Genomic DNA, 26,315 nt, shown 5'->3' with positions numbered 1-26,315 from the left:
CCGCGCACCCTGGCGAGGCCTGAGCGCACCCGCCGACGACGAAGGGCCCCGGCATCAGCCGGGGCCCCAGGTCTGTCGCGTCAGAGCGACTCGATGATCTCCCGCATCAGGCGAGCGGTCTCGGTCGGCGTCTTGCCGACCTTGACGCCGGCGGCCTCGAGGGCCTCCTGCTTCGCCTCGGCCGTGCCCGACGAGCCCGAGACGATCGCGCCTGCGTGGCCCATCGTCTTGCCCTCGGGGGCGGTGAAGCCCGCAACATAGCCGACGACCGGCTTCGTGACGTGCGCCTTGATGTAGTCGGCCGCGCGCTCCTCGGCGTCGCCGCCGATCTCGCCGATCATGACGATCGCCTTGGTCTCAGGGTCGGCCTCGAAGGCCTCGAGCGCATCGATGTGCGTGGTGCCGATGACCGGGTCTCCGCCGATGCCGATGGCGGTCGAGAAGCCCAGGTCGCGCAGCTCGAACATCATCTGGTAGGTCAGCGTGCCCGACTTCGAGACCAGGCCGATCGGGCCCTTGCCGGTGATGTTCGCCGGCGTGATGCCGACGAGCGACTCCTCCGGCGTGATGATGCCGGGGCAGTTCGGGCCGATGATGCGCGTGGTGCCCTTGGCCTTCGCGTGCGCCCAGAACTCGGCCGAGTCCTGCACGGGGATGCCCTCGGTGATGACCACGAGCAGGCCGATGCCCGCGTCGACGGCCTCGATGACGGCGTCCTTGGCGAATGCCGGCGGCACGAAGACGATCGAGGTGTCGGCGCCGGTGGCCTCCATGGCCTCGGTGACCGAGCCGAACACGGGCAGCTCGAGCTGCGAGCCGTCCTGCGCCGTGTGCGTCACGGTCGTGCCGGCCTTGCGCGCGTTCACGCCGCCGACGATCTGGGTGCCGGCCGCGAGCATGCGGGCGGTGTGCTTCGAGCCCTCGCCGCCGGTGATGCCCTGCACGATGACCTTGTTGTCCTTGTTGAGGTAGATCGACATCTCTTGCTCCCTTACGCCGCGGCCAGTTCGGCGGCCTTGTCGGCTGCCTCGTCCATCGTGTCGACAACCGTCACCAGCGGGTGCCCGGCGTCGGCGAGGATCTTGCGACCCTCCTCGACGTTGTTGCCGTCGAGTCGGACGACGAGCGGCTTCGAGGCCTCGTCGCCGAGGATCTCGAGCGCCTGCACGATGCCCGTGGCGACCGCGTCGCACGCGGTGATGCCGCCGAAGACGTTGACGAAGACGCTCTTCACGTCCTTGTCGTTCAGGATCACGTCGAGACCGGCCGCCATGACCTCGGCGGATGCGCCGCCGCCGATGTCGAGGAAGTTGGCCGGCTTCACACCGCCATGCTTCTCACCCGCGTAGGCGACCACGTCGAGCGTGGACATGACGAGCCCTGCGCCGTTGCCGATGATGCCGACCTGGCCGTCGAGCTTCACGTAGTTGAGGTCGGACTCCTTGGCCTTCGCCTCGAGCGGGTCGGCCGCGTCCTTGTCCTCGAGCGCGGCGTGGCCGGGCTGGCGGAAGTCGGCGTTCTCGTCGAGCGTGATCTTGCCGTCGAGCGCGATGATGTCTCCGGCCTCGGTGAGCACGAGCGGGTTCACCTCGACCAGCGTGGCGTCCTCCTTGACGAAGACGTCGTAGAGCTTGACGATCACCGGTGCGACCTTCGCGACGAGCTCCTCGGGGAACTTGCCGGCGCGCACGATCTCCTCGGCCTTCGCGGCGTCGATGCCGACGGCGGGGTCGACCTCGATCTTCGCGAGCGCCTCGGGGCGCTCTTCGGCCAGCTGCTCGATCTCCATGCCGCCCTCGAAGGAGCACATAGCGAGGTAGGAGCGGTTCGCTCGGTCCAGCAGCACGGAGAAGTAGTACTCCTCCTTGATCGCGGCGCCCTCCGCCACCATCACGCGGCGCACCGTGTGCCCCTTGATGTCGAGGCCGAGGATCGCATCCGCTGCGTCCTTCGCCTCTGCGGGGCTCTTGGCCAGCTTCACGCCGCCTGCCTTGCCTCGTCCGCCGGTCTTGACCTGTGCCTTCACGACCACGACACCGCCGCCGAGCTCCGTGGCTGCTGCCTCGGCCTGCTCGGGGGTGTCTGCCGTGATGCCGCGCAGCACGGGCACCCCGTGCTGCTCGAACAGGTCTCTTGCCTGGTACTCGTAGAGATCCACGCGTCATCCAATCCGTGTGTGTGGGGGGATTCGCCGTGGCAAGCCTAGCCGCCCGGCGCATGCACCCCCGCCCGCTTTCGGGCCGCCGAAGGGCCAAGATTCGGCTTTCTTGCGGCTTTCGCACGAGCCTCGCCTTGCTTGCGGACGGCCCTGCGACGGTCGACGATGGAGGTTCAGGAGGAACGTCCATGGATCCCGCTCTGCAGCGCCGGCCCGACCTGCCGCCGCCCGTCGCATCGATGATGTCGAAGCTCAACTGGCTGCGCGCCGGGGTGCTCGGTGCGAACGACGGCATCGTCTCCACCTCGGCGCTGATGGTCGGCGTCGCCGGCGCCGGCACCGCGATCGGCGGCGTGCTCACGGCCGGTGTCGCCGCCATGGTCGCCGGTGCATTCTCGATGGGCGTGGGCGAGTACGTCTCGGTCTCGTCGCAGCGCGACAGCGAGCGCGCGGCGATCCGGCGCGAGCAGGCACTGCTGCAGGCGAATCCCGACGGGCAGATCGACCAGCTCGCGCACATGTACGAGGAGCGCGGACTCGAGCCGGGCACTGCGCACCGGGTCGCCGTCGAACTCACGCAGGCAGATCCGCTGCGCGCGCACCTCGACGTCGAGTACAAGCTCGACCCCGACGACCTCAACAACCCGTGGGCGGCAGCCGCCTCCTCGGCGGTGGCGTTCACGCTCGGCTCCCTGATCCCGCTGCTGGCAGCGCTGCTCTCGCCCGCAGCATGGATGCCGTGGTCGATCGTGGTCGCGACGGTCACCGCGCTGCTGCTCACCGGCATCATCTCCGCGCGCATCGGCGCCTCGAGCAAGCGCGCCGCGATGCTGCGCGTGCTCATCGGCGGGGTGTTGGCGCTCGCCGCGACGTGGTTCGTCGGCTCGCTCTTCGACACCCCGTTGCGCTAGCCCTCAGCTCGCTCGCCGCAGCTACCGGCTGCCGCGCCTGCGCCGCTCCTGGCGCTCCTCCTGCTGCTCCGGCAGGTCGAGCTCCTGCACGATCGAGACCGAGACGTCGTGCACGCGCCAGTCGAGTGCCTGGACAGCGGCGACCGCACGGTCGACATCCGTCACCTTCACCTTCGCCCGCTTGGGCACCACGTAGGCCTCGACGTGGAACACCTGGCCCTCGTCGCGGATGCGGCTCGCGGCGTCGCGCACCCACCCGAGGCCGCGCAGCAGCTCGTCGACCTGCTCGTGCACGGGATCGGGCTCCGACTGGTCGTAGGTCGTCGCCCGCATGTCCATCAGGTCGAGCACCGACGCGCGGGTGTTCTTGAGGCCGTCCCACAGGATGCCGGCGGAGATGAACAGCGCCGCGGCGCCGTCGAGCCACCAGATGCCCAGGCCGATGCCCAGCACACCGACGATCGAGCCGGCGTTCGTCGTCCAGTCGGCCTGCGCCATGTCGGCATCGGCGTAGAGCAGCTTGTTGTGCAGCTGCTTCGCGAGCTTCATCTTCGCGCGGCCATAGAAGAACGGCGGGATCATGATGACGGCCATCACCGCGATCATGAGCCAGCCCTGCCAGAGCGTGACGCCGAACACCTGCATCGTGCCGATCGGCGGGTGCTCCTGCTTCACCAGCCCGCTGATCGCCTCAAAGCAGAGGTTCGCACCCACGGCGAGCAGCGCGACAGCGGCGACCAGGTGCCCGACGCCCATCGCCCGGTGGTAGCCGTAGGGGTGCTTCGCCGTCGCCGCGCGGCGGACGAACGGCAGCGCGGCCAGGAAGGCGAGCTGCGGGATGGTCGAGAGGATGTCCTCGACCCAGGCGGTCTGCATCGCCTGGGAGTTGCCCATCACCAGCGCGACGAGCACGATCGTGCCCGCCGTGTAGGCGAGCACCGCCCACTCGAGCGTGCGCGCCTTGCGCAGCGCGCGCGCCTGCGCCTCGGGCAGCTCGCGCCCGCCGAGCAGGCTCACGACCGCCCCGCCGTCTCAGCGTCGAGGTGGCGCTCGAGCGCCGACAGGAACGCGTTCTCGCCCATCGGCGCGAGCATCACCAGCCCCTTGCTCGAGCCGTCCGCCTGCTCAGCCTGCGCGTACGCGCGCGTCAGAGCGGCCCGTTCGCTCCAGGGCGTGTCGTCGGTGAGGCCGCCGATGACCAGGTCGATCTCGCCCGCCTCCAGCAGCCCGACCAGGGTCTGCTCGCTGCCCTCGGTCCACTCGAGGGTCGCGCCGACCGAGTCGGCGAACGAGGTCACCAGGTCGACCTCGCTGCCGGTGGGCTGCTCGTCGCTCGTGTCGACGTAGGGCGGGTTGGGCGTTACACCCACCTCGAGCACGCCGCCGGTGACGGCATCGAGCGTGCCCTCGACGTCGGAGGGGATGGTCATGCCGCAGCCCGCGAGCGCCGCCGTCACTGCCACGGCGAGCGCGCCGGAGCCGAGCCGACGCATCCGTCTGCGCTTCATGTCGGGCATGCTAGCCCCGCTCTCTGCAAGCGGGCTCGCGGCCGTCAGCGCGCGCTGTAGCGCAGCTCGGGCCTGCCGGTGCCGCCGTAGCGCGGCTCGACCTCGGCGCGGCCGTCGACCACCAGCCGCTCGAGGTAGCGGCGGGCGCTCACGCGAGACATGCCCAGCCGCTCGCCCACCTCGGCCGCGCTCACCGACTGCTCGATCGTCGCCAGCAGCGCCGCGACCCGATCGAGCGTGAGCTGCGAGCCGGCCGGCGTGGGCTTCTGCCGGTCGGAGGGCTGCAGCATCGCGTCGACCGCGCGCTGGTCGAGCGGGTGGGTCGAGAGGTTCTCGGCCTGCGCGAGCTCGGCTCGGATCGACTCGAGCCGCTCGCGCATCGCCTCCATGCCGAACGGCTTCACGAGGTAGTGCCGCACGCCGAAGGAGCGCGCCGCGCGCACCGTCTCGAGGTCGCGCGCCGCGGTCACCGCCACCACCTCACCGGCGAACCCGCGCGCGCGGGCGACCCGCAGCACCTCGATGCCGGATGCATCCGGCAGGTGCACGTCGAGCAGCACCAGATCGGGCCGCACGGCCTCGATCGCCTCCAGGGCGTCGCGCCCGGTGCCCGCCTCGCCGACGACGGTGAACGCGCCGTGGCGCTCGACGAAGCCGCGGCTGACGAGTGCCACGGCCTTGTCGTCCTCGACGATCAGCACCCGCAGCAGTCTCACGACGCGGCCCCGGTCGCCGCCGGGCTCACCGCAGCGGGGCTCGTGCCGGCCGCGTCGCTCTCGACCGGCAGCCGGGCGGTGAAGCGCGCCCCGCCCAGCGGCGAGGGGCTGACCGTCGCCGAGCCGCCCAGCCGCTCGGCGACGCGGCGCACCAGCATGAGCCCGTAGCCGCGCGTGAGCCCGCCGGGCCGCTGCTTGCTCGAGACCTCGTGACCGAAGATCGCCTCCCGCAGCTCGGGGTCGACGCCGGGTCCGTCGTCGTCGACGACGATCGTCACGAGCCGGCCGCCGGCGCTGTCGACATCGTCGAGCGACACCTCCACACGGCCGCCGGGCGAAGCGTCGAGTGCGTTGTCGATCAGGTTGCCGAGCACCGTCAGCCAGTCCCCCGCGACCGAGGGCGACGACGCCGGCCGCAGGGACGCATCCGCCCGCACCTCGAGCTCGACGCCGCGCTCGCGAGCCCGCGCCCGCTTGGCCAGCAGCAGCGCCGCCACCTCGAGCTCGAGGATGCCGTGCGCGGGCTCGAGCGCCGCCAGCGCACCGCCGGCGCCGGCCCGCTGGATGACGGCCATGGCCGCGTCGGTCTCGCCCAGCTCGAGCAGCCCGCCGAGCGTGTGCAGCGTGTTGGCGAACTCGTGCTGCTGCGCGCGCAGCGTCTCGGTGGAGTCCCGCGCGCCGGCGAGGTCGCGCAGGGCCGCGTCGAGCTCGGTGCGGTCGCGCAGGATGAGGACGGTGCCGATCGAGCGGTCGTCGACGACCACCGGGTCGGCGCGCACCACGAGCATCCGCTCGCCCGCCAGCACCAGCTGCTGCTCGCCCGCGTCGGCCAGCAGCGGCTCGAGCTGCGCATCGATCACCTCGGCCACCGGCACGCCCGCGAGGTCGTCGCCCTCGCGGCCCAGCAGCCGCAGCGCCGCATCGTTGCAGAGCACGATGGCGCCGGCCTCGTCGAGCACCACGAGCCCCTCGCCGATGCCGTGCAGGGTCGCGTTGCGGGTCTCGAGCATCGACTTGATCTCCTCGGGCTCGAGCCCGTAGATGCGCCGGCGCACGAGCGATGCAGCCCAGCTCGCCAGCAGCACGCCGATGACGGCGGCGATGGCGAGGAAGAGGGCGAGGATCCAGACGTTCGACAGCCACGCGGCCTGCAGCTCCGACTCGAGGATGCCGACCGAGACCTGTCCGACGATCGCGCCCTGCGCGTCGAACACCGGCACCTTCGCGCGCCACGACTCGCCGAGCGTGCCGGTCTGCCTGCCGGTATAGAGGTCGCCGGTGATGACGGCATCCGGCTCCGTCGAGGCGACTTCGCCGATGCGCTCCGGGTTGGGGTGCGAGAAGCGGATGCCCTCGACATCGGTCACCACGACGTAGGTGACGTCGGATGCCTCCCTGACGGTCTCGGCGATCGGCTGGATGACGGCAGACGGGTCGGCGTCGTCATACGCGTCGATCACCGAGGGCAGCTGCGCCACCGAGTATGCGACGCCGATCATGCGGTCGAGGTACGCGTCGCGCAGCGCGCGCTCCTGCAGCCAGGCCGCAGCGACGCCGGAGCCGACGATGACGACGAGCATGATGGCGCTCTGCAGCACCACCAGCTGCGTGCGCAGCTTCATCCCCCGTCGCATGAGCCAATCGTAGGCGTCGCGCAACCCCTCAGGGCGCTGACCAGAACGACCGAAACGGCCGAATCGACCACAACGGCGCCCACCGCTGCCGTCCGGGCTAGCGTCGCCGGTGATCGTGACCCGGCATGGTGCCGGGCGCTCAAGGAGGAGAAGTGCGATCCATGCACCCACGCACCACGCGCAGCACGCGTCTGCAGTCCATCGCCCGCATCGGCATCGCAGGCGCCGCAGCCATCACGCTGGCGGCCTGCTCGTCGGGCGGAGCACCGGCCGGCTCTGACGCCCCCGAGGGCGACGCAGCACCGGCGGCCATCGAGGCCGTCAACGTCATCGCTCCCGCCGATCCGGGCGGCGGCTGGGACGCCACCGCTCGCGCCATCGGCCAGGTGCTGACCGATTCCGACCTGGTCGGCAGCGCCCCGGTCACCAACATCGGCGGCGCCGGCGGCACCGTCGGCCTCGCGAGCCTCGCGACCGAGACCGACCCGAACACGCTCATGATCACGGGCTCCGTGATGATCGGCGCGGTCGAGACGAACGCCTCCGACAACCGCCTCGAGGACACCACGCCGATCGCGGCCCTCACCGAGGAGCCGCTCGTCATCGTCGTGCCCGCCGACTCTGAGTTCCAGAGCCTGCAGGACCTCGTCGACGCGATCATCGCCGAGGGCAAGAGCGTCGCCGTCACCGGCGGCTCGGCCGGCGGCATCGACCACATCCTCGCCGGCCTGCTGCTCACCGAGGGCGGCGTCGCCCCCGAGGAGGTGCCGAACACGCTGAACTACATCGCCAACTCCGGCGGCGGCGAGGCGCTGACGATGCTGCTGGGCAACACCGTGCAGGCCGGCATCTCCGGCGTCGCCGAGTTCTCGGAGTCGGTGCTCTCGGGCGACCTGCGCGCACTGGCCGTCTCGAGTGAGGAGCCCTCGGAGCTGCTGCCCGAGGTGCCGACGATCCAGGACGAGGGCATCGACGTGACGCTCACCAACTGGCGCGGCGTCATCGCCCCCGGCGGCATCTCCGAGGAGGAGCGCCAGGGCCTCATCGACCTGGTCACGCAGATGCACGAGCAGGAGGCCTGGGCCGAGGTGCTCTCCACCAACGGCTGGACGGATGCGTTCATGGCCGGTGACGAGTTCGACACCTTCGTCGGCGAGGAGATCACGCTCACCCAGGAGACGCTGCGCACGATCGGCCTGATCGAATGAGCACCGCCCCGGCCGGCGCACCCTCGCAGGGTGCGCCGGACCGGGCGCGCGCCGCCCGGATCGAGGCCATGGCCTTCGTCGGGTTCCTCGTGGTGCTCTCGATCGCCGTGCTGATCGCGACCACCACCATCCGCGAGCCTCCCGGCTCGACGGGCACCCTCGGCGCCCGGGTGGTCCCGTACGTCATCGGCGGCCTGCTCCTGGTCAGCTCGCTCGTCGTCTTCATCCAGCAGCTGCGCGGCCACTTCGGGCACGCGGAGGAGGGCGAGGACGTCGATCTCGAGCACGGCACCTCCTGGGGTGTGACGGGCATCGTGGTGCTCGCCTTCCTCTCGCTCATCATCACCATCCCGTCGCTCGGCTGGCCGCTCGCCGTCGTGATCCTGTTCACCGGCGCCTCACTCGCCCTCGGCGCGAAGCGCTGGTGGGTCTCTGCCCTGATCGGCCTGGCGCTCGGCATCATCACGCAGTTCCTGTTCGGCACCCTGCTGGGCCTGTCGATGCCGCCCACCGGCACACTGACCTCCTGGATCGGCCTCTGATGGAAACCTGGTCCCTGCTGCTCGACGGCTTCGCCACCGCGCTCCAGCCGATCTACCTGCTCTACGCGCTGCTGGGCGTGCTGCTGGGCACCGCCGTCGGCGTGCTGCCCGGCATCGGCCCGGCCATGACCGTCGCGCTGCTGCTGCCGATCACCTACGCGCTCGAGCCCACGGCGGCGTTCATCGTCTTCGCCGGCATCTACTACGGCGGCATGTACGGCGGCTCGACCACCTCGATCCTGCTGAACACGCCGGGCGAGTCCGCCTCCATCGTCACCGCCCTCGAGGGCAACAAGATGGCCCGGGCCGGCCGCGGCGCCGCCGCGCTCGCGACGGCCGCGATCGGCTCCTTCGTGGCCGGCACGATCGCCACGGTGCTGCTGACCCTGTTGGCACCCACCGTCGCCCGCCTCGCGGTCAGCCTCGGCCCATCCGACTACTTCGCCCTGATGGTGATCGCCTTCCTCACGGTCGGCGCGCTGCTGGGCGACAGCGCCTGGCGCGGCATGGTCTCGCTCGCGGTCGGCCTCTTCATCGGCCTCATCGGCGTCGACACCCTCACGGGCCAGTCGCGGTTCACGCTCGGCATCCCGCAGCTCGGCGACGGCATCGACGTCGTGCTGGTCGCCGTCGGCCTGTTCGCGCTCGGCGAGGCCCTCTACGTGGGCTCTCGCCTGCGGCACGGCGAGCTGCCGATCATCCCGATCACGCGCGGCTGGCGCACCTGGATGCGCCGCAGCGACTGGGCGCGCTCCTGGAAGCCGTGGCTGCGCGGTGCGGCCATCGGCTTCCCGATCGGCTCGATCCCTGCGGGCGGGGCGGATGTCGCGACCTTCCTGTCGTACGCGAGCGAGCGCAGCCTGGCGAAGCCTGAGTACCGCAAGCAGTTCGGCAAGGGCGCCATCGAGGGCGTCGCCGGCCCCGAGGCCGCGAACAACGCGGCGGCCGCGGGCGTGCTCGTGCCGCTGCTGACGCTCGGCATCCCCACCTCGGCGACGGCCGCGATCATCCTGAGCGCCTTCCAGACCTACGGCATCGCGCCCGGACCGCGGCTGTTCGAGACGCAGTCGGCGCTCGTGTGGGCGCTGATCGCCAGCCTCTTCATCGGCAACGCGCTGCTGCTGGTGCTCAACCTGCCGCTGGTGGGCATGTGGGTGAAGCTGCTGCAGATCCCCCGCCCCTACCTCTATGCGGGCATCCTGGTGTTCGCCGGGCTGGGCGCCTACGCGGCCAACTTCACCACCTTCGACATCGGGGTGCTGCTGGTGCTGGGCGTGCTGGGCTTCTTCATGCGACGGCTCGGCTTCCCGGTCGCGCCGCTCGTGGTCGGCGCCATCCTCGGGCCGATGGCCGAGGAGCAGCTGCGCAAGGCGATGCAGATCTCGCAGGGCGACGCGTCCTACCTCGTGCACAGCCCGTTCTCGTGGGTCGCGTACGGCGTGATGATCGTGATCATCGCGCTGTCGCTGTGGCTCAAGCGCCGCCGCGCGCGCTACGAGGCGTCGCTGCCGGCGGTCGACACGGTCGCGATCGCCTCGCTCGACGAGCAGATCGAGCTGCACGAGCCGCACCCCGAGGTCGATCGCGGTCGACTGTCGACCACGGCACTGCCGAGGGTGCGGCCCGACGACGAGGGCGACGACCTCGACGATTCGCCGCCATCTCGCTGAGCGGTCAGGCCCGATGGGCCGTCTCGAGATCACCACACGACGGATGCCGTCCCGGACACCCCGGGGCGGCATCCGTCGTCTGCGCCCAGGCGGCCTGGTCGCTCTGCCGGGTGGCTGGCGGCACCCGAGCCCTGCGCCGACTCGGTCGGGGCCCCCGACCCCTGCGCCGTGTGGGCGCCCCGGCGTAGCGTCGGTGACGACGCGGCCGACGACGACCGCGCACCACGATGGGAGCGAGCATGGACTGCCGCATCGAGCTGATCTTCGTGCCGGTGAGCGACACCGACAGGGCCAAGGCGTTCTATGAGGGGCAGCTGGGCTGGCACGTCGACTTCGACCAGACCGTGCAGCCGGGGCTGCGCTTCGTGCAGATCACGCCGCCGGGATCGGCATGCTCGATCGCCTTCGGCGAGGGCATCTCGGAGGACGAGCCGGGCAGCATGCGCAACGTGCAGCTGGTGATCGACGATGCCGACGCGACGCGCGATGCGCTCACTGCCGCCGGTGTCGGCGCGAGCGAGGTGGACGAGCAGCCGTGGGGCCGCTTCGTCACCTTCAGCGACCCCGACGGCAACCGCTGGACCCTGCAGCAGCTGCCCGACCGCAGCGCGCAGGGCTGACCTCCCGCGGCCATCGAGTACGCCGCAGGCCGTATCGAGATGACGCCCGCTGTGTCAGGCTGGGCGACATGCAGGAGCACGAGCAGCGCGAGCACGAGCGGATCCCGCCGGAGCTCGACCCGTACTTCGACCGCTACGACGACGAACGGCCGCCGCGCACCATGCGCCGACGGCTGCAGCCGGTCATCTGGCTGGTCGGAGCGGTCACGCTCGTAGCGATGGTGCTGCTGGTGACGCCCGGCCTGTAAGCCGATCACTGGCAAGCCACCGCCAAGCGAGGGCGTTCGGAATCACAACCGCACCCGATCGGATCAGGCGGTACAATGAGACAAGTGGATCGGGAATGCTCGATCGGCGTCGGGCCCCGGGAGACCGGGGCCTTTCGCTTTCATGGGTAGGTCTTGAGGCCCCAGCCGGCCATGCGTCCGAGACGGTCTCGACGGATCTTGGACTCGATGACATCCCAGGCTCGATTCGGCTGTTGGGGACGCAAGTGATGCAGCCCGATGGGGCGGGCAACCATGTCCGCCAGCTGCAGTCCGCTGCTGTTCGCACCCTTCGACGCACACTGGAATCGCAGCGTCCGAGCGAGCCCTTCCATCTGCGTCGACGAGCAGATCCGCAGGAACTCAAGTTCGAGGGTCCGGTCCTCTTCCCTGCCCCGGCTCTCGAACACCACTGACGTCGGTCGACCGACCTGACCATGCGCCTGCAGCTCGAGGAACACTCGCTCCAGTCCGAACTCCAATGCGACGTGGTACGGATTCGTATCGATCCCCCGCCGCCGCTTGAAGGCCGGCTTATCGATCACGGCGGCCACGATGGTCATCGGCGCTGCCGCCATGATCTCGTTGAGCTCTGCCATGAACTGTGTTCGCACCTGCGGGTTCAGCAGCACGTCGAACGGCGGCTCAGCCTTCCGGATCTCGCGCTCGTGCAGCACGATCATGTCGTGACCGAACGTCGAGAACTTCAGTTCCTGCACGCGCGGCACGACAGAAGCGATGTAATCCTCGACCCGGAAGACGCAGAACGCCAGGACGAAGACCGGGTACTGCGCATTGATCGAAGTGAGGCTGTGATCGCCGCTCTCGTCGACGTAGACCACGTAGTCCCCGAACTTCGGCATGTGCTCAGAGCTTCTCGATGGGCGCGATCTTGATCAGCAGCCGCTTGCGGCCGGCGCCCTCGAAGAGCACCTCGGCGACGCGCTTCTTGTCGAGGCCGGTCACCGCCTGCACGCGGCCCTCGCCGAAGTCCTTGTGGCGGATGCGGTCGCCGGGCTCGAGCACCATGGCGCTGTTGTCGCGCACCTCGGTGATCATGTTGGCGAACTCCTTCTTGGGCGTCTTCGGCAGCGGCTTCGGGCTGTCGCGGTAGCCGGTGACGAACGACTCGCGCGGCTCGTCGCGCCAGCGCCCGGCGAGCGCTCGCTGCGGCGAAGGCCGCACCGCCGTCGGCGGCGTGCGCCAGTCGATGAGGCCCGCGGGGATCTCCTCGAGGTAGCGGCTGGGTGCGGCGGGGTTGACCTCGCCGAACTGCGCGCGCGTCATGGCGAGCGAGAGGTGCAGCCGCTGGCGCGCGCGCGTGATGCCCACGTAGAACAGGCGCCGCTCCTCGGCCTCGCCGCCCGGTTCCATCGCCGCCATCCGGTGCGGCAGCAGCTCCTCCTCGATGCCGGTGATGAAGACGGCGTCGAACTCGAGCCCCTTCGCCGTGTGCAGGGTCATCAGCGAGACCTGCCCGCCGGAGTCATCGAGCTCGTCGGCGGCCGCGACCAGCGAGGTCTCGGTGAGGAAGTCGAGCAGGTTGGCCGCCGGGTTCTGGCGCCGGAACTCGCGCGTGACCGCCACCAGCTCCTCGACGTTCTCGAGCCGTGCCGCGTCCTGCGGATCGGGCGAGCGCCGCAGCTGGTCGGTGTAGCCCGAGCGGCTCATGAGCTCGCGCAGCACCTCCCCCGGGTCGGCCTCGGGCCGGGCGCTGAACTCGTCGAGCAGCGCCGCGAGATCCTTGATCGCCGCCGCGACCTTCGGGCCGAGGGCGATCTCGTCGACGCGACGCATCGCATCCCGCAGCGTGATCCGGTGCTCGTCGGCGTGCGCCTGCAGCGCCGCCTCGGTGGCCGGGCCGATGCCGCGCTTGGGCACGTTCATGATGCGGCGCAGGCTGAGCGGGTCGTCGGGGTTGGCCACCGTGATCAGGTACGCCATCGCGTCCTTGATCTCGGCGCGCTCGTAGAACTTGGTACCGCCGATGACCTTGTATGGGATGGCGGTGCGGATGAGCACCTCTTCGAGCGCCCTGGTCTGCGCGTTGGTGCGGTAGAACACCGCGACGTCGCTGTACGACATGCTGCCGCCGCTGGTGAGCTCGACGATCTCGTCGGCGACGAACTGCGCCTCGTCGTGGCCCGAGTAGCCGGTGAAGCCGATGATCTTCGCGCCGTCGCCGGAGTCGGTCCAGAGGTTCTTCGCGCGCCGGTCGAAGTTGTTGCCGATCACGGCGTTGGCGGCCGAGAGGATGTTCTGCGTCGAGCGGTAGTTCTGCTCGAGCATGATGACGCGAGCATCGTGGAAGTCGCGCTCGAAGTCGGTGATGTTGCGGATGTCGGCACCCCGGAAGGCGTAGATCGACTGATCCGAGTCACCCACGACCGTCAGGGATGCGCCCGGCAGGTCAGTGCGGAGCTCGGGCAGCTCGGCGCGCGTGACCGGCTTCGTGAGCTCGCGGATGAGGGCGTACTGGGCGGCGTTCGTGTCCTGGTACTCGTCGACCAGGATGTGGCGGAAGCGCTTGCGGTACTGCGCCGCCACCCTCGGGAAGGCGCGCAGCAGGAAGACGGTCTGCGAGATGAGGTCGTCGAAGTCGAAGGCATTGGCACGCCGCAGCTCGGCGTCGTAGTCGCGCCAGAGCTCGAGGAAGGCGGCATCGAGCGGGTTCTCGAGGCTGACGGTGCGCGCCCACGAGTCGACGTCGTGCAGTTCGTTCTTCAGCTTCGAGATGCGGGCCGAGACGCTGCCGGGGGTGAGGCCCTGGATGTCGGCGCCGCGCTGCTTGATGAGCCGCTTGATGAGCGCGCGCACGTCGCCGGAGTCGTAGATCGTGAACGACTCCTTGAAGCCGAACTCCTCGGCCTCGCGCCGCAGGATGCGCACGCACGCGGAGTGGAACGTGCGGATCCACATGCCGCGCGCCTCCTCCCCCACGAGGTGCTCGACGCGCTCGCGCATCTCGGCCGCAGCCTTGTTCGTGAAGGTGATCGCGAGGATCTGGCTCGGCCACGCCTCGCGGGTGGCGAGCAGGCCGGCGACCCGATGCGTGAGCACGCGTGTCTTGCCCGAGCCGGCACCGGCGACGATCAGGAGCGCGGGACCGCGGTGCTCGACGGCGTCGCGCTGCGGCCGGTTCAGCCCGGCGAGCAGATGCTCGGGGATGCCGTCGCCGCGGGGGCCGATCGGGCTCGGCCTCGCGACGTCCCCGAAGCCGTCATCGTGCAACCCCCACAGATCGTTCATATGGGTTCGATTCTAGGCGAGCGCGCCCACACGCGCGGTCGGCCGAGGGCGCCGGTGGAGGCGCTCGTGGCCGCTCCGCTACGGCTCGATCCGCCGCCACAGATCGGGGTGGTCGACGAAGACCGCCTCCAGCCCGAGCTCGGCCAACAGCATCCACTCGCGCTGCCAGTCGCCCCATGCGGCCGGGTGCTCGCCGAGCCGATGCGCGGGCTCCAGGAAGGCGTTCTCGGGCCGCAGCGTCCAGGTGATGGTGCCCAGCCCTGCCGCGCGCGCCCGCTCGACCAGGTCGCTCGCGCGGCTGGCCCGGCCGCATCGTCGGCAAGGCGCAGGTCGGGTGCCGTTCCGTCGGCTTCCATCAGGTAGACCAGGCGGGCGTCGACGCCGAGCGCGCGCACCTGGTGCAGCGCGCTCTCCTCGAAGGACTCGACCGTCAGCGCTCCCGGTGCGATCCAGCGGGTGCGCGCCAGCGCATCCGCCAGCATCGCATCGAGCGGGAGGCCGATCGCGGCGAGATGGCTGGGGTGCTTGAGCTCGGCGACCACGTCGAGGCCGGTCTCCTCGGCGATCGCCAGCAGCTCGGTGAAGCGCAGGATGGGCTCGGCGCCGTCGCGGCGGGCACTCGTCGGTCGCAGCTGCGGCAGCCGCTCGCGGGTGCGGAGCGTGGCGAGCTCGGACCAGGCGAAGTCCTCGACGAACCAGCCGGTGAGCTCGTGCCCGTCGATCGACTGCGTGCGGCGGCGGTCGGCGAACTCGGGACGGTCGGCGATGTCGGTCGTCTCGCCCAGCTCGTTGTCGTGCCGCACGACCAGCACCCCGTCGCGGCTGGCGACCAGGTCGGGCTCGACGGCGTCGGCGCCGAGCTGCGCGGCGAGGCGGATGGCGCGCTCGGTGTGCTCGGGAGCCCAGCCGGAGGCGCCGCGGTGGGCGATGACGCGCGTGGTGTGCACGGCGCCAGGCTAGCCTGCCGCTCGCCGTGCGCGAACGGCGTGCCATCCACAGCGAAATCTGGGCATCCATCGGTAGTCTGAGCGCAGACCGCCCGACGTGGCGGCCGCAGATCTTCGACAGGAGCAACTCCCTTGGCAGGCAACCCGGCGTTCCGCAACTCGCCCGCGTTCACCGAGAACTCCCAGCGCGCCTCGCAGGCGACGCCCGGTGGGCAGCAGGCTCCCTATGGCCAGGCTCCGTACGGCCAGGCCCCATACGGGCAGCAGCCCTACGGCCAGCAGTCGTACGGGCAGCCGCAGCAGTACGGCGGCACCCCCTACGGGCAGCAGCCGTACGGTCAGCAGCCTGGCGTCCCCTCGCCCGAGCAGCTGAACCAGCAGTTCAACGCCCCGTCGGCGGGCCCGGTCGAGACCGAGCGGCTGACGTACGACAGCGTGATCATGAAGACGGTGCTCACGCTCGGCGTAACCGCGCTCGGCTTCATCGTGACGCTCGGCATGCTGTGGTTCTCGGGCACGTCGCTGCCGTTCTACGTGCTCACCTACGGCGGCGCGCTGGTCGGCTTCGTGCTCGCGCTCGTGAACATCTTCAAGAAGGAGCCGAGCCCCGCGCTCATCCTCGGCTACGCCGCGGCACAGGGCCTCTTCCTCGGTGGCTTCTCGGGGCTGCTCGAGTTCGGCGGCATCGGCGGTGAGCCGATGACCGGCATCATCTTCCAGGCGCTGCTCGCAACCGCGTGCGTCATCGGTGTGACGCTCGCCGGCTACGTATTCCGGGTGTTCCGCACGTCGCCGAAGCTGAACAAGATCTTCTTCATCGTGATCATCGCCTACGGCCTGTTCTCCCTCGCGAACTTCGTCGGCATGATGGTGGCTCCGACCGGCATGTTCGGCTGGCGCAGCTCGGTCGAGATCATGGGCATCCCGCTCGGCGTGATCCTCGGTGTGCTCGCGGTGCTGCTCGGCGCCTACTCGCTCGTGATGGACTTCGAGGGCATCGAGATGGGCGTCAAGCGCGGCGTGCACAAGAAGTACGGTTGGTCGGCCGCGTTCGGCCTCGTGCTGACGATCATCTGGCTCTACGTCGAGATCCTGCGCATCATCGCGATCCTGCGCAGCAGCAACTAGCAGCTCGACTGCGAGAAGGGGTCCCGGCTTCGGCCGGGACCCCTTCTGCCGTGCCCGCCTTGTGCGGCACACTGTGCGCATGAGCGACCAGCCAGCATCCGTCGACGTCTACATCGCCGGCTTCCCGCCGGACGTGGCCGAGCGGCTGCAGCAGGTGCGGGCGGCCATCGTGGCCCAGGTGCCGGCCCGCGATGCGCACGGGCCCGAGGAGCGGATGCGGTCGAGGCCGAGGTCGGGGCGCTGCGCTCGAGCAAGGACACCGTGATCCTGAAGCACGCAGTGCCGCTGCCGATCGAACCCGTGGGGCGCATCACCACAGCAATCGTGACCCAGTGCGCTGAGGAGTCCTAGCGCTCGCCTTGGACGCCCCCGCCACCTCCCGCTACGGCCGAAGCCGCATCCGGAACCAGCGCGGCTTCGTGCGGTTCAGCGGCCACCCGAGCCCGGCAGTCGGTGCCGGTGCAGTCGAGACGAGCTGCCAGTCGGCGAAGGACTCCTCGATCTGCACCTGCGAGACGCCCTCGTAGCTGAACCATGCGCGACCGAAGGCGAGCATCAGCAGCCTCGCACCCGGCGCGGCGATCGCTGTGACGCTGCGAGCCGCCGCCTGCCGCTGCGCGGTGCTGAGGGTCTGGAAGCAGCCGATATCGATCACTACGTCGAAGCTGCCGAGGCTCGTCGGCAGCCGCGTCACGTCAGCCACCTCGTAGCTCGCCCCGGAGTGATCGCTGCTGCGGGCGTGCTCGATCGCCGAGGGCACGAGATCGACGCCCACCGCATCCCAGCCGCGCTCGGCCAGCTTCGGGGTGTGCATGCCGCGTCCGCACCCGAGGTCGAGCGCGCGGCCCGGCGGGTCGGGGCTCTCGTCCCGCTCGCGGTCGAGGGCGGCTGCGACTGCGGGGCCGGAAAGCTCGGCGTAGCGCTCCCACGGCCTGATGCCGAGGCGGTAGAGCGCCGGGTAGATGCCCATGGCTACCGCTCCCGGCTCGAGAGCACGCAGAACTCGTTGCCGTCGATGTCGGCGAGCACCGCCCAGGTGACCTCCGGCCCCTGACCCACATCGATGCGCTTGGCGCCCAGCGCTTCGAGCCTGGCGATCTCGGCGTCGCGGTCGTCGCTGGTGTGCGGGGCGAGATCCATGTGGATGCGGTTCTTCGTCTGCTTCTCGTGGTCGACCAGCACGAACACGAGGCCGGGCGGCACCTGCTCGAACTCGAGCTTCGGCCGCAGCTCCTCAGCCCACTTCGGGATGATCACGACCTCGTCGGCCGCTTCGAAGACGACCTGCCAGTCGAGCACCTCGGCCCACCAGCGGGCCAGCCTCGGCACATCCGTCGTCTCGATCACGTTCGAATACCAGCGCAGCGCCATCGCGGCTCCCTCGGCTCGGATGTCGCTCACGCTACGCCCTGTCGCCCACGCAAACGACCCCCGCCCGAGCGTGGGCGAGGGTCGTTCGGAGGCAGCGGGTCAGCTGACGGGGGCGTCCTTGGTTGCCTCGGTCACCTGCTGCTGCGCATCCTTCGTCGGGCGGCGCGACCAGAAGGAGGCCAGCAGCGCGCCCGAGACGTTGTGCCAGACGGAGAAGATGGCACCGGGCAGCGCCGCCTCGGGCATGAAGTGCGTCTTCGCCAGGCCGGCGGCGAGGCCGGAGTTCTGCATGCCCACCTCGATCGCGACCGCGCGCTGGGCGCTCGAGTCGAGGCCGACCGACTTCGCGGCCAGGAAGCCGAGGCCGTAGCCGAAGCCGTTGTGCAGGATGACCACCAGCGCGACCAGCAGGCCGACCGAGAGGATCGTGGCGGCGGAGGCGGCGACGACCGCGAGGATGACGAGCGTGATGCCCGTGACCGACACGAGCGGCAGCCAGGGCAGGATCGCCTTGACGACCTTCGGCAGCAGCATCCGCAGCACGACGCCGGCGATGACCGGCAGCAGCACGATGAAGATGATCGTCTGGAACAGGCCCCAGGCGTCGACCGGCAGGTAGGAGCCGGCCAGCCACAGCACCAGCAGCGGCGTCAGCACCGGTGCGAGCAGCGTGGAGGCGGTGGTCATCGCGACTGAGAGAGCCGTGTCACCCTTGGCGAGGTAGACCATCACGTTCGAGGAGGTGCCGCCGGGGGCGGAGCCGACCAGCACGACGCCGACGAGCAGCGCGGGCGGCAGCTGGAAGACGGTGGCGAGGCCGATGGCCACCAGCGGCATGATGACGTACTGCGCCACGACGCCGATGACGAAGGCCTTGGGCTTCTTCGCGATCACCTTGAAGTCGACCGGCTGCAGCGTCAGGCCCATGCCGAGCATGATGATGCCGAGCAGCGGGTTGATCATCGCGCCGAGCGGCAGGAACGGCTGCGGTGCGAAGAGCGCGACCGCGCCGGCGGCGAGGACGACGACGGGGAACCAGGTGCCGGCGAAGCGACCGATGCGCTCGCCGAAGGGCGCGGACTTGGGCATAGAACAGCCTCTCTCGTTGTTATCTGATACCAAACCATAACGTTCATGCCCCGACTCGCCGTGGCGAGCGCGCGACCGCGCGCGTAGCCTGCGGGGGGGACCACCTACAAGGAGGAATCATGGCCATCGACGGGAAGATCGCACTCATCACCGGGGCAGCGCAGGGCATCGGGCAGGGCATCGCCGAGCGCCTCGCCAAGGACGGCGCGGATCTCGCGCTGCTCGACCTCACCGAGGAATCGCTGCAGGAGACCAAGGCGAGGGTCGAGGCACTCGGCCGGCGCGCCATCACGATCGCGGGCGATGTCTCCGACAAGGCCAGCCTCGAATCGGCGGTGAACCGCACCGCGGACGAGCTCGGCGGCTTCGACATCATCGTCAACAACGCGGGCATCGCCGGTCCCATCACGCCGGTCGAGGGCATCACCGAGGCCGACTTCGACAAGATCTACGCCATCAACGTCAAGGGAGTGCTGTTCGGCATCCAGGTCGCCGCCGCGAAGTTCAAGGAGCTCGGCAAGGGCGGCAAGATCATCGCAGCCACCTCGATCGCCGCCCACGACTCGTTCCCGATGCTCGGCCTCTACTCGTCGACGAAGTTCGCGGTGCGGGCGCTCATCCAGGCCTCGGCGCAGGAGCTCGGCGCGCACGGCATCACCGTGAACGGCTACTCCCCAGGCATCGTCGGCACCGGCATGTGGGAGGAGATCGACCGCGGCTTCGCCGAGCTCACGGGTGCTGAGATCGGCGCCACCTACAAGAAGTACGTCGAGGGCATCACGATGGGTCGCGCATCCACACCGGACGACGTCGCGAGCTTCGTCTCCTACCTCGCCGGCCCTGACTCGGACTACATGACGGGCCAGACGCCGCTCATCGACGGCGGCATGGTCTTCCGCTGATCGACTGACGCAGGGGAGGCGCCGTCAGCCGTCGAGCTCGGCGAGCGCCTCCTCGAGCGCCACCCACGCGAGCATCGCACACTTCACGCGCATGGGGAACTTCGCGACGCCCGCGAACGCGACCGCGTCGCCGAGCAGCGCTTCGTCGGGCTCGACCGCGCCGCGCGAGCGCAGCAGCTCGCGCATCGCCTCGATCCGCTCGCGCACCGCGGCGACCGTCAGCCCTGGCGCCTGCTCGGCGAGCACGGAGGCCGAGGCCTGCGAGATCGAGCATCCCTGCCCGACCCAGCCGAGCGCATCCACTCGTGCCTCGTCGCCGTCGCCTGCCAGGCGCACGCGCACGGTGACCTCGTCGCCGCAGGTGGGGTTCTTGAGGTGCCGTTCGGCGTCAAAGGGCTCGATCTCGCCCTCGCCGGCGCGCAGCTTCGCGTGCTCGAGGATGAGCTCCTGGTAGAGGCCGGCGAGCGGGTCGGCCATCACGCCACCCCGAAGTAGGCGCGCACGCCCGAGAGCACGTCGAGGAACCGGTCGACCTCGTCCTCGGTCGTGTAGAGGTAGGCGGATGCGCGGGTCGTCGCGGCCGTGCCGAGGCGGCGGTGCAACGGCTGGGCGCAGTGGTGGCCGACGCGGGCCGCGATGCCGTGGGCGTCGAGCAGCTGGCCGGCGTCGTGCGCGTGCACGCCGTCGACGATGACGCTCGCCAGGCCCGCACGCTCGGCGCCGAGACGAGGCCCGACCAGTCGCACGCCGTCGATGGCGGCGGCACCGGCGGCCAGCCGCTCGCCGAGCGCGACCTCGTGGGCTTCGATCGCCGGCATGCCGACGGCCTCCAGGTAGTCGACGGCCGCAGCCAGGCCGACGATCGAGGCGACCGGCTGCGTGCCGGCCTCGAACTTCTGCGGCGCAGGGAGGAACTCGTGCTCGGTCATCGTGACGGTCGTGATCATCGAACCGCCGACGCGCGCGGGCGGCAGCGCCTCCCCCAGCGCCTCGGTCAGGTAGAGCACGCCGATGCCGCCCGGGCCGAGCATCTTGTGACTCGAGAAGGCGGCGGCGTCGACGCCCAGCGCGCGGAAGTCGACCGGGCGGTGCGGCACCGACTGGCAGGCGTCGAGCACCACCAGCGCGCCGGCCTCGTGCGCGGCGGCGACGACCGCGGGCACGTCGGCGATCTGCCCGGTGACGTTCGAGACGTGGGCGATAGCGACGACGCGCGTGCGCTCCGTGATCAGCGCGAGCAGCGCATCCGTCGTCCACACCCCCTCGTCGTCGACCTCCACCCAGCGCAGCGTCGCACCGGTCTCGGTCGCGAGTCGCTGCCAGGGCAGCAGGTTGGCGTGGTGCTCGGCCTCGGTGACGAGGATCTCGTCGCCCGGGCGGATGCGCAGGGTCGGGTCGACGGCGCCGGCTCCGTCTGCATGGGCCCGGTTGGCCTCGGCGAGCGAGAGCGCGACGGAGTTGAGCGCATCCGTCGCGTTCATCGTCCAGGAGATCTCGGTCGGGCGTGCGCCGACGAAGCGGGCGATGCGCTCACGGGCGAGCTCGTAGTCGTCGGTCGCGAGCGCCGCGAGCGTGTGGGCGCCGCGGTGCACGGCGGCGTTGTGCTGCGTGCGGAAGGCCCACTCGGCCTCGAGCACCTGGCGAGGCTGCTGGCTGGTGGCGCCGGAGTCGAGGTAGACCAGCGGCACCCCGCCGGGCTGCTCGGCGAGGATCGGGAAGTCGGCGCGCAGCTGCTGCACGCGTTCCTCGGTCAGGGCTGTCTCGGTCGCGGTCGTCACGCATCAAGGGTAGTAGCCGCGCCCGTCGGGGACATATGCGTGCTTGTCAGCGCCCGGCAGCGGCCTTCGCGAGCAGCACGGCACGCTCGCGCGCGTTCTCGGTGCGCTCGGCGGCGAGTGCGAACGCCACGCGTGCCTCGTCGTCGCGGCTGAGTCGCGCGAGCAGCTCGCCGCGCACCGACGGCAGCAGATGGCTCATCGCGAGCGCCCTCTCCCCTGCCAGCCCGTCGACGATCGCGAGCGCCGCATCCGCCCCTCCGTCAGGTCCCCTGACCATCGACAGCGCCACCGCCCGGTTGAGGGTGACGATCGGCGAGGGCGCGATCTGCTCGAGCCCTTCGTAGGCCGCGACGATGCGCGCCCAGTCGGTCGAGGCGAGATCGGATGCGTCGGCGTGCGTCTGCGCGATCGCCGCCTGGAGTGCGTACGGGCCGAGGCCGCGGCCGAACGACTCGGCACGGTCGAGCGCCGCCGTGCCGCGCCGGATCGCACCGCGATCCCAGCGGCGGCGGTCCTGGTCGGCGAGCAGCACCGGCTCGCCCCGCGCGTCGACCCGTGCCGGGAAGCGGGCGGCGGTGAGCTCCATCAGCGCCAGCAGCCCGTGCACCTCGGGCTCGTCGGGCTGCAGCGCAGCGAGGATGCGGGTGAGGCGAATGGCCTCGCGGCTGAGTTCGGGTCGCATCCAGTCGTCACCGGCGGTCGCCGCGTGGCCCTCGGTGAAGATCAGGTAGAGCACGCCCAGCACCGCGCTCAGCCGCTGCTGCCGCTCGGCGCGCGGCGGCGTCTCGAACGGCACGTCGGCGTCGGCGAGCGCCTGCTTCGCGCGCACGATGCGCTGCTGGATCGTCGCCACCGGCACCATGAACAGGCGCGCGATCTCGGTCGTCTCGAGGCCTCCGACGACGCGCAGCGTCAGCGCGACGCGCGCCTGCTGGCTGAGCACCGGGTGGCAGGCGGTGAACACCAGCCGCAGCACGTCGTCGTCGATCTCGTCCGGATCCCAGGGCAGCGCATCCGCCGCCTCGGCCTGCGCCCGCTCGAGGTCGAGCCCCATCGCCTCGACCCGCTCGGCGAAGCGCTCCTGGCGGCGCCAGCGGTCGATCGCCTTGCGCTTGGCGACCGAGGTGAGCCAGGCCGCCCCGTTGCGGGGCACGCCCTGCGTCGGCCACTGGGCCAGCGCATCCGTCAATGCGTCCTGCGCGAGATCCTCGGCGAGCGCGAAGTCGCCCGTGTAGCGGGTGAGGGTGGCGACGATGCGCGCCGACTCGATGCGCCAGACCGCGACGACCGCGCGCCGGGCGGATGCCTCCGCTCGGCGCGCCGTCTCGTCGTGGGCTTCGGTCACCGGCGCAGGTCCGCCTCGCCGTGCACCCGACGGATCTCGAGCTTCGTGCCCGGCCCGAGCGGCGCGCGCGCGGCCCACCCGGCGGCTGCGTCGATCGAGTCGACGTCGATGAGCCAGAAGCCGTTGAACAGCTCCTTCGTCTCGCCGTAGGGGCCGTCGGTGACGAGCGGCGGCTCGGCAGAGAAGTCGACGACGACGCTCTCGCGCGGGCTCGCGAGGCCCTGCGCATCGACGAGCACGCCGGCTTCCTCCATCGCCGCGTTGTAGCGGCCCATCGCCTCGAGCATCTGCTCGAACGGGGCGTCGCGGCGCTCGACGGCCGCGGCGTCCTCGTCTCGCATGATGAGCATGAACTGCATGATCAGCGCTCCCGTCGTCCGCGGCTCAGCGCGCGTCGCCGGCGGCCTGCGCCTGGCGGTCGGCCTGCTTGGCGGCCTGCTCCTCGCGCCAGCCCTCTTCCTTCTGCACCCATTCGTTGTCGGCCGGGAAGTCCTCCGGTCCGGTCACGCGGCGCACCTCGAGCTTGGCGCCCGGGCCCAGCGGGCAGCGCTTCGCCCACTCGGCGGCCTCCTCCTTGCTGGCGACGTCGAGGATCCAGAAGCCGTTGAAGAGCTCCTTCGTCTCGCCGTAGGGGCCGTCGGTGACGAGCGGCGGGTCTGCCGTGAAGTCGACCACGAAGCCCTCGCTCGCGTCGCTCAGGCCCTCGCCTGCCAGCAGCACGCCGGCCTCCATCAACGACTCGTTGTACTTCCCCATCGCCTCGATGATCTGCTCGAAGGGGATCTCCTTGTACTCGGCGACGGCTGCGTCGTCCGAGCGCATGATGAGCATGTACTGCATGGTCGTACTCCTTGTGTGCTGGGCCGCTGCTCGACCCTCTCACTCAGGACGTCGATCGGGAACGCCCTCGATCGACATCGGCGCAGAACTCTCTTGCGGCGTCGCCCCTGGGAGCCCGCCCGGCTCATGCCCGACCGTCGCCGACAGCGACCACGCCCCCGCGATGATCCCCGCCGCGACCAGGCCGAGCGAGAGCGTGCCGAGGATCGACAGCGCCGCCGAGACCAGCAGCAGCGCGAGCGCGCCGATCACGAGCGCACCCGCGACCCGGCGGCTGCGGCCCCTTGCCCGCAGCCAGAGGCCGACCGCCGCGAGACACGCCGCGGCGACCGTGGCGATCAGGGCAGGCAGCGCGAACTCGTTCCACTGCGCCAGCCGTGACCCCGCCCCCGCTGCGATCGCCTCTTGCGCGTTGCCGTCGTGCACGGATGCGTCACGCAGCATCACGAGGCACGTCACCACGGTGGGCACGACGGCCAGCAGCGCGGCGGACGCGAGCGCCGCAGCTCGCTCGCGCACCCGCCTCCACACCGCGAGGAAGAGCAGCGCGGCCGTCAGCACCGCGAGCCCTCCCAGCACGAGGATCGCGGCGCCGGGAAGGAACAGCACGATGCCGTCTCCGCACACCCAGCCGCCGTCGGCTGGGCTGGGCGACTCGGTGCCGCCCACGCTCCACGAGCATCCGAACCGCAGGAATCCCTGCAGCCAGCTCGCGGCCGACAGCCCCGTGAGCACGGCGCCGATGAACCCCGCAGCGACTGTCCACAGGGCCAGCGCTCGCGCGCCCCGAGCCTGTTCCAGCTGCTGCATCATGCACTCATGATCCCCCACCGCACCGCGACCGCATCGCCTCTGTCGCCGAAGGACTACAGAGTGCTACATTCGTCGCATGGTCGAGATCGCTGCACGAGAGCTGCGGAACAACACCGCCGAAGTGCTCAGACGCGTGGAAGGCGGTGAGTCGGTGACGATCACCTCGCGCGGCCGACCCGTCGCGCAGCTCTTCCCGATCGACAACGACGCCCGGAGGCCCATCTCGCGGGAGGAGCTCGCGCGCCGCCTGCAGCACTTTCAAGCAGATCCCGGGCTTCGTGACGACCTTGCGCTGCTGGCGGGCGACACGACCGATGACCTCGGCCCCATCCAGTGAAGGCGCTTTCGCCAGACGTCCTCCTCGACACCAGCGTGTTCATCGCGATCGAGTCAGGTAGGCCGATCGACCTGGCTGCGCTGCCCGATCACGGCGCGGTCAGCCCGGTGACGATTGCCGAACTCCAGGCGGGCGTGCTTCTGGCAGGTGACGTCGACACCCGCGCTCGCAGGCTCGGCACGCTCGGCATGGTGGCCGACATCACTCTGCTGCCGGTCACGGCGGAAGTCGCAGCGCACTGGGCACGGCTGCGGGTGCATCTCCGCGAAGCGGGTCGACGCATCAACGTGAACGATCTGTGGATCGCAGCAACCGCTGCAGCACATGGGCTGCCGCTCGCGACGCAGGATGCCGACTTCGATCCGCTCGCCGGCGTCGCTGGCATCGAGATCATTCGAGTCTGAGCTCGTCGGCTTCGTGCGCGAGACTTCCGCCCAACCCGTGCCTGCCTGAACCGCTAGATCCCAAGCGCGAGACGGATGCCGTCAGCAATCTTCATCTGGATGTACCCAGGGATGCGCCCGACTGCATACGGCTCCACGAACTCGCGGCTGACGGGGCCGACCTGGGTCACCAGTGCGACAGCATCCTTGTCGAGGCCGGAGGCATCGACCGGCACGAGCACGTTGCCTGGAAAGGCCTCGAGCGCGACGTTCGATGTCAGCGGCACGACGAGCACCGTCGCGATCTGCGTCGCGAGCAGCCAGTCCTCCTGCATCACGACGGCCGGGCGTCGCTTGGCAGGCTCTGAGCCGCGAGGCGAGCCGAAGTCCACCCACACGACATCTCCGTGGGCGATCACCACTCCGTGCTCTCGAGCATCGTGCGCTCCGTCTCACGCACGAACAGGCTGCCTGCCCCAGGCTGGCCGACACGTGCGATGACCGAATCCGCCAGCGCGGTCAGCTCAGAGTCGCCCTCAAGGTCATCGGCAAGGCGGCGGCCCGCGAGGCGGTAGAACTCCGACCGGTTCATGCCGTGACGAGCGGCCAATCGTTCGAACCGCTCGAAGTCGCCGTCCGGGATCGAGATCGCAGTCTTCATGCTCACAAGTATAACTCGTTATACCCGCGGCTGCTCGTGCGGCTGAGATGTGCACGCCGCCGGACGCGTCGCAGCGACGGCGAGCGAGGTTCCGCGGAACGCGGCCATCGTCGCGTGCACATCTCAGCCCGACCGCATGTGCGGCGAGCCCCGCCCCGCGCGAGCGCCGGTCCCGCGGTCTGCGGGGTGTCGAGTTATGCAGAGGTCCGGGTGCCCCTTGCGGGCATCCGGACCTCTGC

Annotated in this window: 31 protein-coding genes; 11 read left to right on the top strand and 20 right to left on the bottom strand. The window is 70.5% G+C overall.

The window, feature by feature from the left end; genetic code table 11:
• Window positions 1-80 precede the first annotated feature (80 nt).
• Both sucD and sucC read right to left on the bottom strand, forming a co-directional pair.
• Window positions 81-980 (bottom strand): succinate--CoA ligase subunit alpha, encoded by a 900-nt coding sequence (sucD, locus tag J1M46_RS14150; RefSeq protein ID WP_206448366.1) that lies wholly within the window; start codon window positions 978-980, stop codon window positions 81-83.
• 11 nt (window positions 981-991) lie between these two features.
• Entirely contained in the window at window positions 992-2,158 is a 1,167-nt protein-coding gene (gene sucC, locus J1M46_RS14145) for an ADP-forming succinate--CoA ligase subunit beta (RefSeq protein ID WP_206448365.1), read from the bottom strand.
• 188 nt (window positions 2,159-2,346) lie between these two features.
• Here sucC and J1M46_RS14140 point away from each other — a divergent pair, with 188 nt between their 5' ends.
• Window positions 2,347-3,069, top strand: coding sequence for a VIT1/CCC1 transporter family protein (locus J1M46_RS14140; protein ID WP_206448364.1), 723 nt, complete (start codon window positions 2,347-2,349; stop codon window positions 3,067-3,069).
• A 21-nt stretch (window positions 3,070-3,090) separates the two neighbouring features.
• On the opposite strand, the gene J1M46_RS14135 is transcribed toward J1M46_RS14140, so the two are convergent.
• The 4 genes from J1M46_RS14135 to J1M46_RS14120 are packed head-to-tail and all read right to left on the bottom strand — an operon-like array spanning window position 3,091 to window position 6,927.
• Complete coding sequence (locus J1M46_RS14135; RefSeq protein ID WP_206448363.1) at window positions 3,091-4,086, bottom strand: cation transporter; 996 nt, start codon at window positions 4,084-4,086, stop codon at window positions 3,091-3,093.
• The gene (locus tag J1M46_RS14130; RefSeq protein ID WP_241249140.1) at window positions 4,083-4,577 is read right to left on the bottom strand and encodes a transporter substrate-binding domain-containing protein; all 495 of its coding nucleotides are present in this window, start codon (window positions 4,575-4,577) and stop codon (window positions 4,083-4,085) included. Before J1M46_RS14130 ends, J1M46_RS14135 begins: the two co-directional genes overlap by 4 nt.
• Before the next feature lie 44 nt (window positions 4,578-4,621).
• Window positions 4,622-5,278 carry a response regulator gene (locus tag J1M46_RS14125; RefSeq protein WP_342384391.1) on the bottom strand — a complete coding sequence of 219 codons (657 nt, stop codon included), beginning with the start codon at window positions 5,276-5,278 and terminating at the stop codon, window positions 4,622-4,624.
• Between the two features lie 11 nt (window positions 5,279-5,289).
• Window positions 5,290-6,927 carry an ATP-binding protein gene (locus J1M46_RS14120; protein WP_241249138.1) on the bottom strand — a complete coding sequence of 546 codons (1,638 nt, stop codon included), beginning with the start codon at window positions 6,925-6,927 and terminating at the stop codon, window positions 5,290-5,292.
• 161 nt (window positions 6,928-7,088) lie between these two features.
• On the opposite strand from J1M46_RS14120, the gene J1M46_RS14115 reads away from it, so the two are divergent.
• The 5 genes from J1M46_RS14115 to J1M46_RS14095 all read left to right on the top strand — a co-directional run bounded on the left by J1M46_RS14115 (window position 7,089) and on the right by J1M46_RS14095 (window position 11,215).
• Window positions 7,089-8,135, top strand: a complete 1,047-nt coding sequence (locus tag J1M46_RS14115) for a Bug family tripartite tricarboxylate transporter substrate binding protein (RefSeq protein ID WP_206448361.1) — start codon at window positions 7,089-7,091, stop codon at window positions 8,133-8,135.
• Window positions 8,132-8,677 carry a tripartite tricarboxylate transporter TctB family protein gene (locus J1M46_RS14110; RefSeq protein ID WP_206448360.1) on the top strand — a complete coding sequence of 182 codons (546 nt, stop codon included), beginning with the start codon at window positions 8,132-8,134 and terminating at the stop codon, window positions 8,675-8,677. The genes J1M46_RS14115 and J1M46_RS14110 overlap by 4 nt, the downstream gene beginning before the upstream one ends.
• Complete coding sequence (locus J1M46_RS14105) at window positions 8,677-10,347, top strand: tripartite tricarboxylate transporter permease (RefSeq protein ID WP_206448359.1); 1,671 nt, start codon at window positions 8,677-8,679, stop codon at window positions 10,345-10,347. Before J1M46_RS14110 ends, J1M46_RS14105 begins: the two co-directional genes overlap by 1 nt.
• 239 nt (window positions 10,348-10,586) lie before the next feature.
• Window positions 10,587-10,967 (top strand): VOC family protein, encoded by a 381-nt coding sequence (locus tag J1M46_RS14100; RefSeq protein ID WP_206448358.1) that lies wholly within the window; start codon window positions 10,587-10,589, stop codon window positions 10,965-10,967.
• A gap of 68 nt (window positions 10,968-11,035) precedes the next feature.
• Complete coding sequence (locus J1M46_RS14095; RefSeq protein WP_206448357.1) at window positions 11,036-11,215, top strand: hypothetical protein; 180 nt, start codon at window positions 11,036-11,038, stop codon at window positions 11,213-11,215.
• A 140-nt stretch (window positions 11,216-11,355) separates the two neighbouring features.
• Here the strand turns inward: J1M46_RS14095 and J1M46_RS14090 are convergent, their stop codons facing one another.
• From J1M46_RS14090 to J1M46_RS14080, 3 genes are read right to left on the bottom strand one after another with little or no spacing between them, the layout of a single operon-like run.
• Window positions 11,356-12,096, bottom strand: a complete 741-nt coding sequence (locus tag J1M46_RS14090; protein ID WP_206448356.1) for a DUF3800 domain-containing protein — start codon at window positions 12,094-12,096, stop codon at window positions 11,356-11,358.
• Between the two features lie 4 nt (window positions 12,097-12,100).
• The gene (locus tag J1M46_RS14085) at window positions 12,101-14,482 is read right to left on the bottom strand and encodes an ATP-dependent helicase (RefSeq protein ID WP_206448355.1); all 2,382 of its coding nucleotides are present in this window, start codon (window positions 14,480-14,482) and stop codon (window positions 12,101-12,103) included.
• Window positions 14,479-15,429, bottom strand: a complete 951-nt coding sequence (locus tag J1M46_RS14080; protein WP_342384390.1) for a glycerophosphodiester phosphodiesterase family protein — start codon at window positions 15,427-15,429, stop codon at window positions 14,479-14,481. Before J1M46_RS14080 ends, J1M46_RS14085 begins: the two co-directional genes overlap by 4 nt.
• Window positions 15,430-15,561: 132 nt before the next feature.
• Between J1M46_RS14080 and J1M46_RS14075 the strand changes: the two genes are divergently transcribed.
• Together J1M46_RS14075 and J1M46_RS14070 are read left to right on the top strand one after the other, a co-directional pair.
• A complete protein-coding gene (locus tag J1M46_RS14075) occupies window positions 15,562-16,557 on the top strand; it encodes a Bax inhibitor-1/YccA family protein (RefSeq protein ID WP_206448354.1) in 996 nt (331 codons plus the stop codon).
• Window positions 16,558-16,636: 79 nt separating this feature from the next.
• Window positions 16,637-16,822, top strand: a complete 186-nt coding sequence (locus tag J1M46_RS14070; protein WP_206448353.1) for a hypothetical protein — start codon at window positions 16,637-16,639, stop codon at window positions 16,820-16,822.
• 117 nt (window positions 16,823-16,939) lie between these two features.
• On the opposite strand, the gene J1M46_RS14065 is transcribed toward J1M46_RS14070, so the two are convergent.
• The 3 genes from J1M46_RS14065 to J1M46_RS14055 form a co-directional block, all read right to left on the bottom strand.
• Entirely contained in the window at window positions 16,940-17,527 is a 588-nt protein-coding gene (locus J1M46_RS14065; RefSeq protein WP_206448352.1) for a class I SAM-dependent methyltransferase, read from the bottom strand.
• A 2-nt stretch (window positions 17,528-17,529) separates the two neighbouring features.
• Window positions 17,530-17,928: a VOC family protein gene (locus J1M46_RS14060; RefSeq protein ID WP_206448749.1), complete on the bottom strand. Its 399-nt coding sequence runs from the start codon at window positions 17,926-17,928 to the stop codon at window positions 17,530-17,532.
• Between the two features lie 99 nt (window positions 17,929-18,027).
• Window positions 18,028-19,017: a bile acid:sodium symporter family protein gene (locus J1M46_RS14055; protein WP_206448351.1), complete on the bottom strand. Its 990-nt coding sequence runs from the start codon at window positions 19,015-19,017 to the stop codon at window positions 18,028-18,030.
• A gap of 119 nt (window positions 19,018-19,136) precedes the next feature.
• Here J1M46_RS14055 and J1M46_RS14050 point away from each other — a divergent pair, with 119 nt between their 5' ends.
• Window positions 19,137-19,919, top strand: coding sequence for an acetoin reductase (locus J1M46_RS14050; protein ID WP_206448350.1), 783 nt, complete (start codon window positions 19,137-19,139; stop codon window positions 19,917-19,919).
• Window positions 19,920-19,943: 24 nt separating this feature from the next.
• Here J1M46_RS14050 and sufU read toward each other — a convergent pair whose 3' ends face one another.
• From sufU to J1M46_RS14020, 6 genes are read right to left on the bottom strand one after another with little or no spacing between them, the layout of a single operon-like run.
• Entirely contained in the window at window positions 19,944-20,396 is a 453-nt protein-coding gene (sufU, locus tag J1M46_RS14045; RefSeq protein WP_206448349.1) for a Fe-S cluster assembly sulfur transfer protein SufU, read from the bottom strand.
• Window positions 20,396-21,697 (bottom strand): SufS family cysteine desulfurase, encoded by a 1,302-nt coding sequence (locus J1M46_RS14040; RefSeq protein ID WP_206448348.1) that lies wholly within the window; start codon window positions 21,695-21,697, stop codon window positions 20,396-20,398. The genes sufU and J1M46_RS14040 overlap by 1 nt, the downstream gene beginning before the upstream one ends.
• A gap of 46 nt (window positions 21,698-21,743) precedes the next feature.
• A complete protein-coding gene (locus J1M46_RS14035) occupies window positions 21,744-23,042 on the bottom strand; it encodes a sigma-70 family RNA polymerase sigma factor (protein ID WP_206448347.1) in 1,299 nt (432 codons plus the stop codon).
• Window positions 23,039-23,392 carry a YciI family protein gene (locus J1M46_RS14030; protein ID WP_241249137.1) on the bottom strand — a complete coding sequence of 118 codons (354 nt, stop codon included), beginning with the start codon at window positions 23,390-23,392 and terminating at the stop codon, window positions 23,039-23,041. Before J1M46_RS14030 ends, J1M46_RS14035 begins: the two co-directional genes overlap by 4 nt.
• 34 nt (window positions 23,393-23,426) lie before the next feature.
• Window positions 23,427-23,882 (bottom strand): YciI family protein, encoded by a 456-nt coding sequence (locus J1M46_RS14025; protein ID WP_206448345.1) that lies wholly within the window; start codon window positions 23,880-23,882, stop codon window positions 23,427-23,429.
• Between the two features lie 39 nt (window positions 23,883-23,921).
• Window positions 23,922-24,695, bottom strand: a complete 774-nt coding sequence (locus tag J1M46_RS14020) for a hypothetical protein (protein ID WP_206448344.1) — start codon at window positions 24,693-24,695, stop codon at window positions 23,922-23,924.
• 76 nt (window positions 24,696-24,771) lie between these two features.
• Here J1M46_RS14020 and J1M46_RS14015 point away from each other — a divergent pair, with 76 nt between their 5' ends.
• Both J1M46_RS14015 and J1M46_RS14010 read left to right on the top strand, forming a co-directional pair.
• Entirely contained in the window at window positions 24,772-25,032 is a 261-nt protein-coding gene (locus tag J1M46_RS14015) for a type II toxin-antitoxin system Phd/YefM family antitoxin (protein ID WP_206448343.1), read from the top strand.
• A complete protein-coding gene (locus J1M46_RS14010; protein WP_206448342.1) occupies window positions 25,029-25,436 on the top strand; it encodes a PIN domain-containing protein in 408 nt (135 codons plus the stop codon). Before J1M46_RS14015 ends, J1M46_RS14010 begins: the two co-directional genes overlap by 4 nt.
• A gap of 53 nt (window positions 25,437-25,489) precedes the next feature.
• Here the strand turns inward: J1M46_RS14010 and J1M46_RS14005 are convergent, their stop codons facing one another.
• Entirely contained in the window at window positions 25,490-25,834 is a 345-nt protein-coding gene (locus tag J1M46_RS14005; RefSeq protein WP_206448341.1) for a type II toxin-antitoxin system PemK/MazF family toxin, read from the bottom strand.
• Window positions 25,831-26,076: a CopG family transcriptional regulator gene (locus J1M46_RS14000; RefSeq protein ID WP_206448340.1), complete on the bottom strand. Its 246-nt coding sequence runs from the start codon at window positions 26,074-26,076 to the stop codon at window positions 25,831-25,833. Before J1M46_RS14000 ends, J1M46_RS14005 begins: the two co-directional genes overlap by 4 nt.
• Window positions 26,077-26,315 lie beyond the last annotated feature (239 nt).

The sequence above is a fragment of the Agrococcus sp. KRD186 genome, from assembly GCF_017168255.1.
Classification (GTDB): domain Bacteria; phylum Actinomycetota; class Actinomycetes; order Actinomycetales; family Microbacteriaceae; genus Agrococcus.
This window is presented reverse-complemented; position numbering and strand designations above follow the sequence as displayed.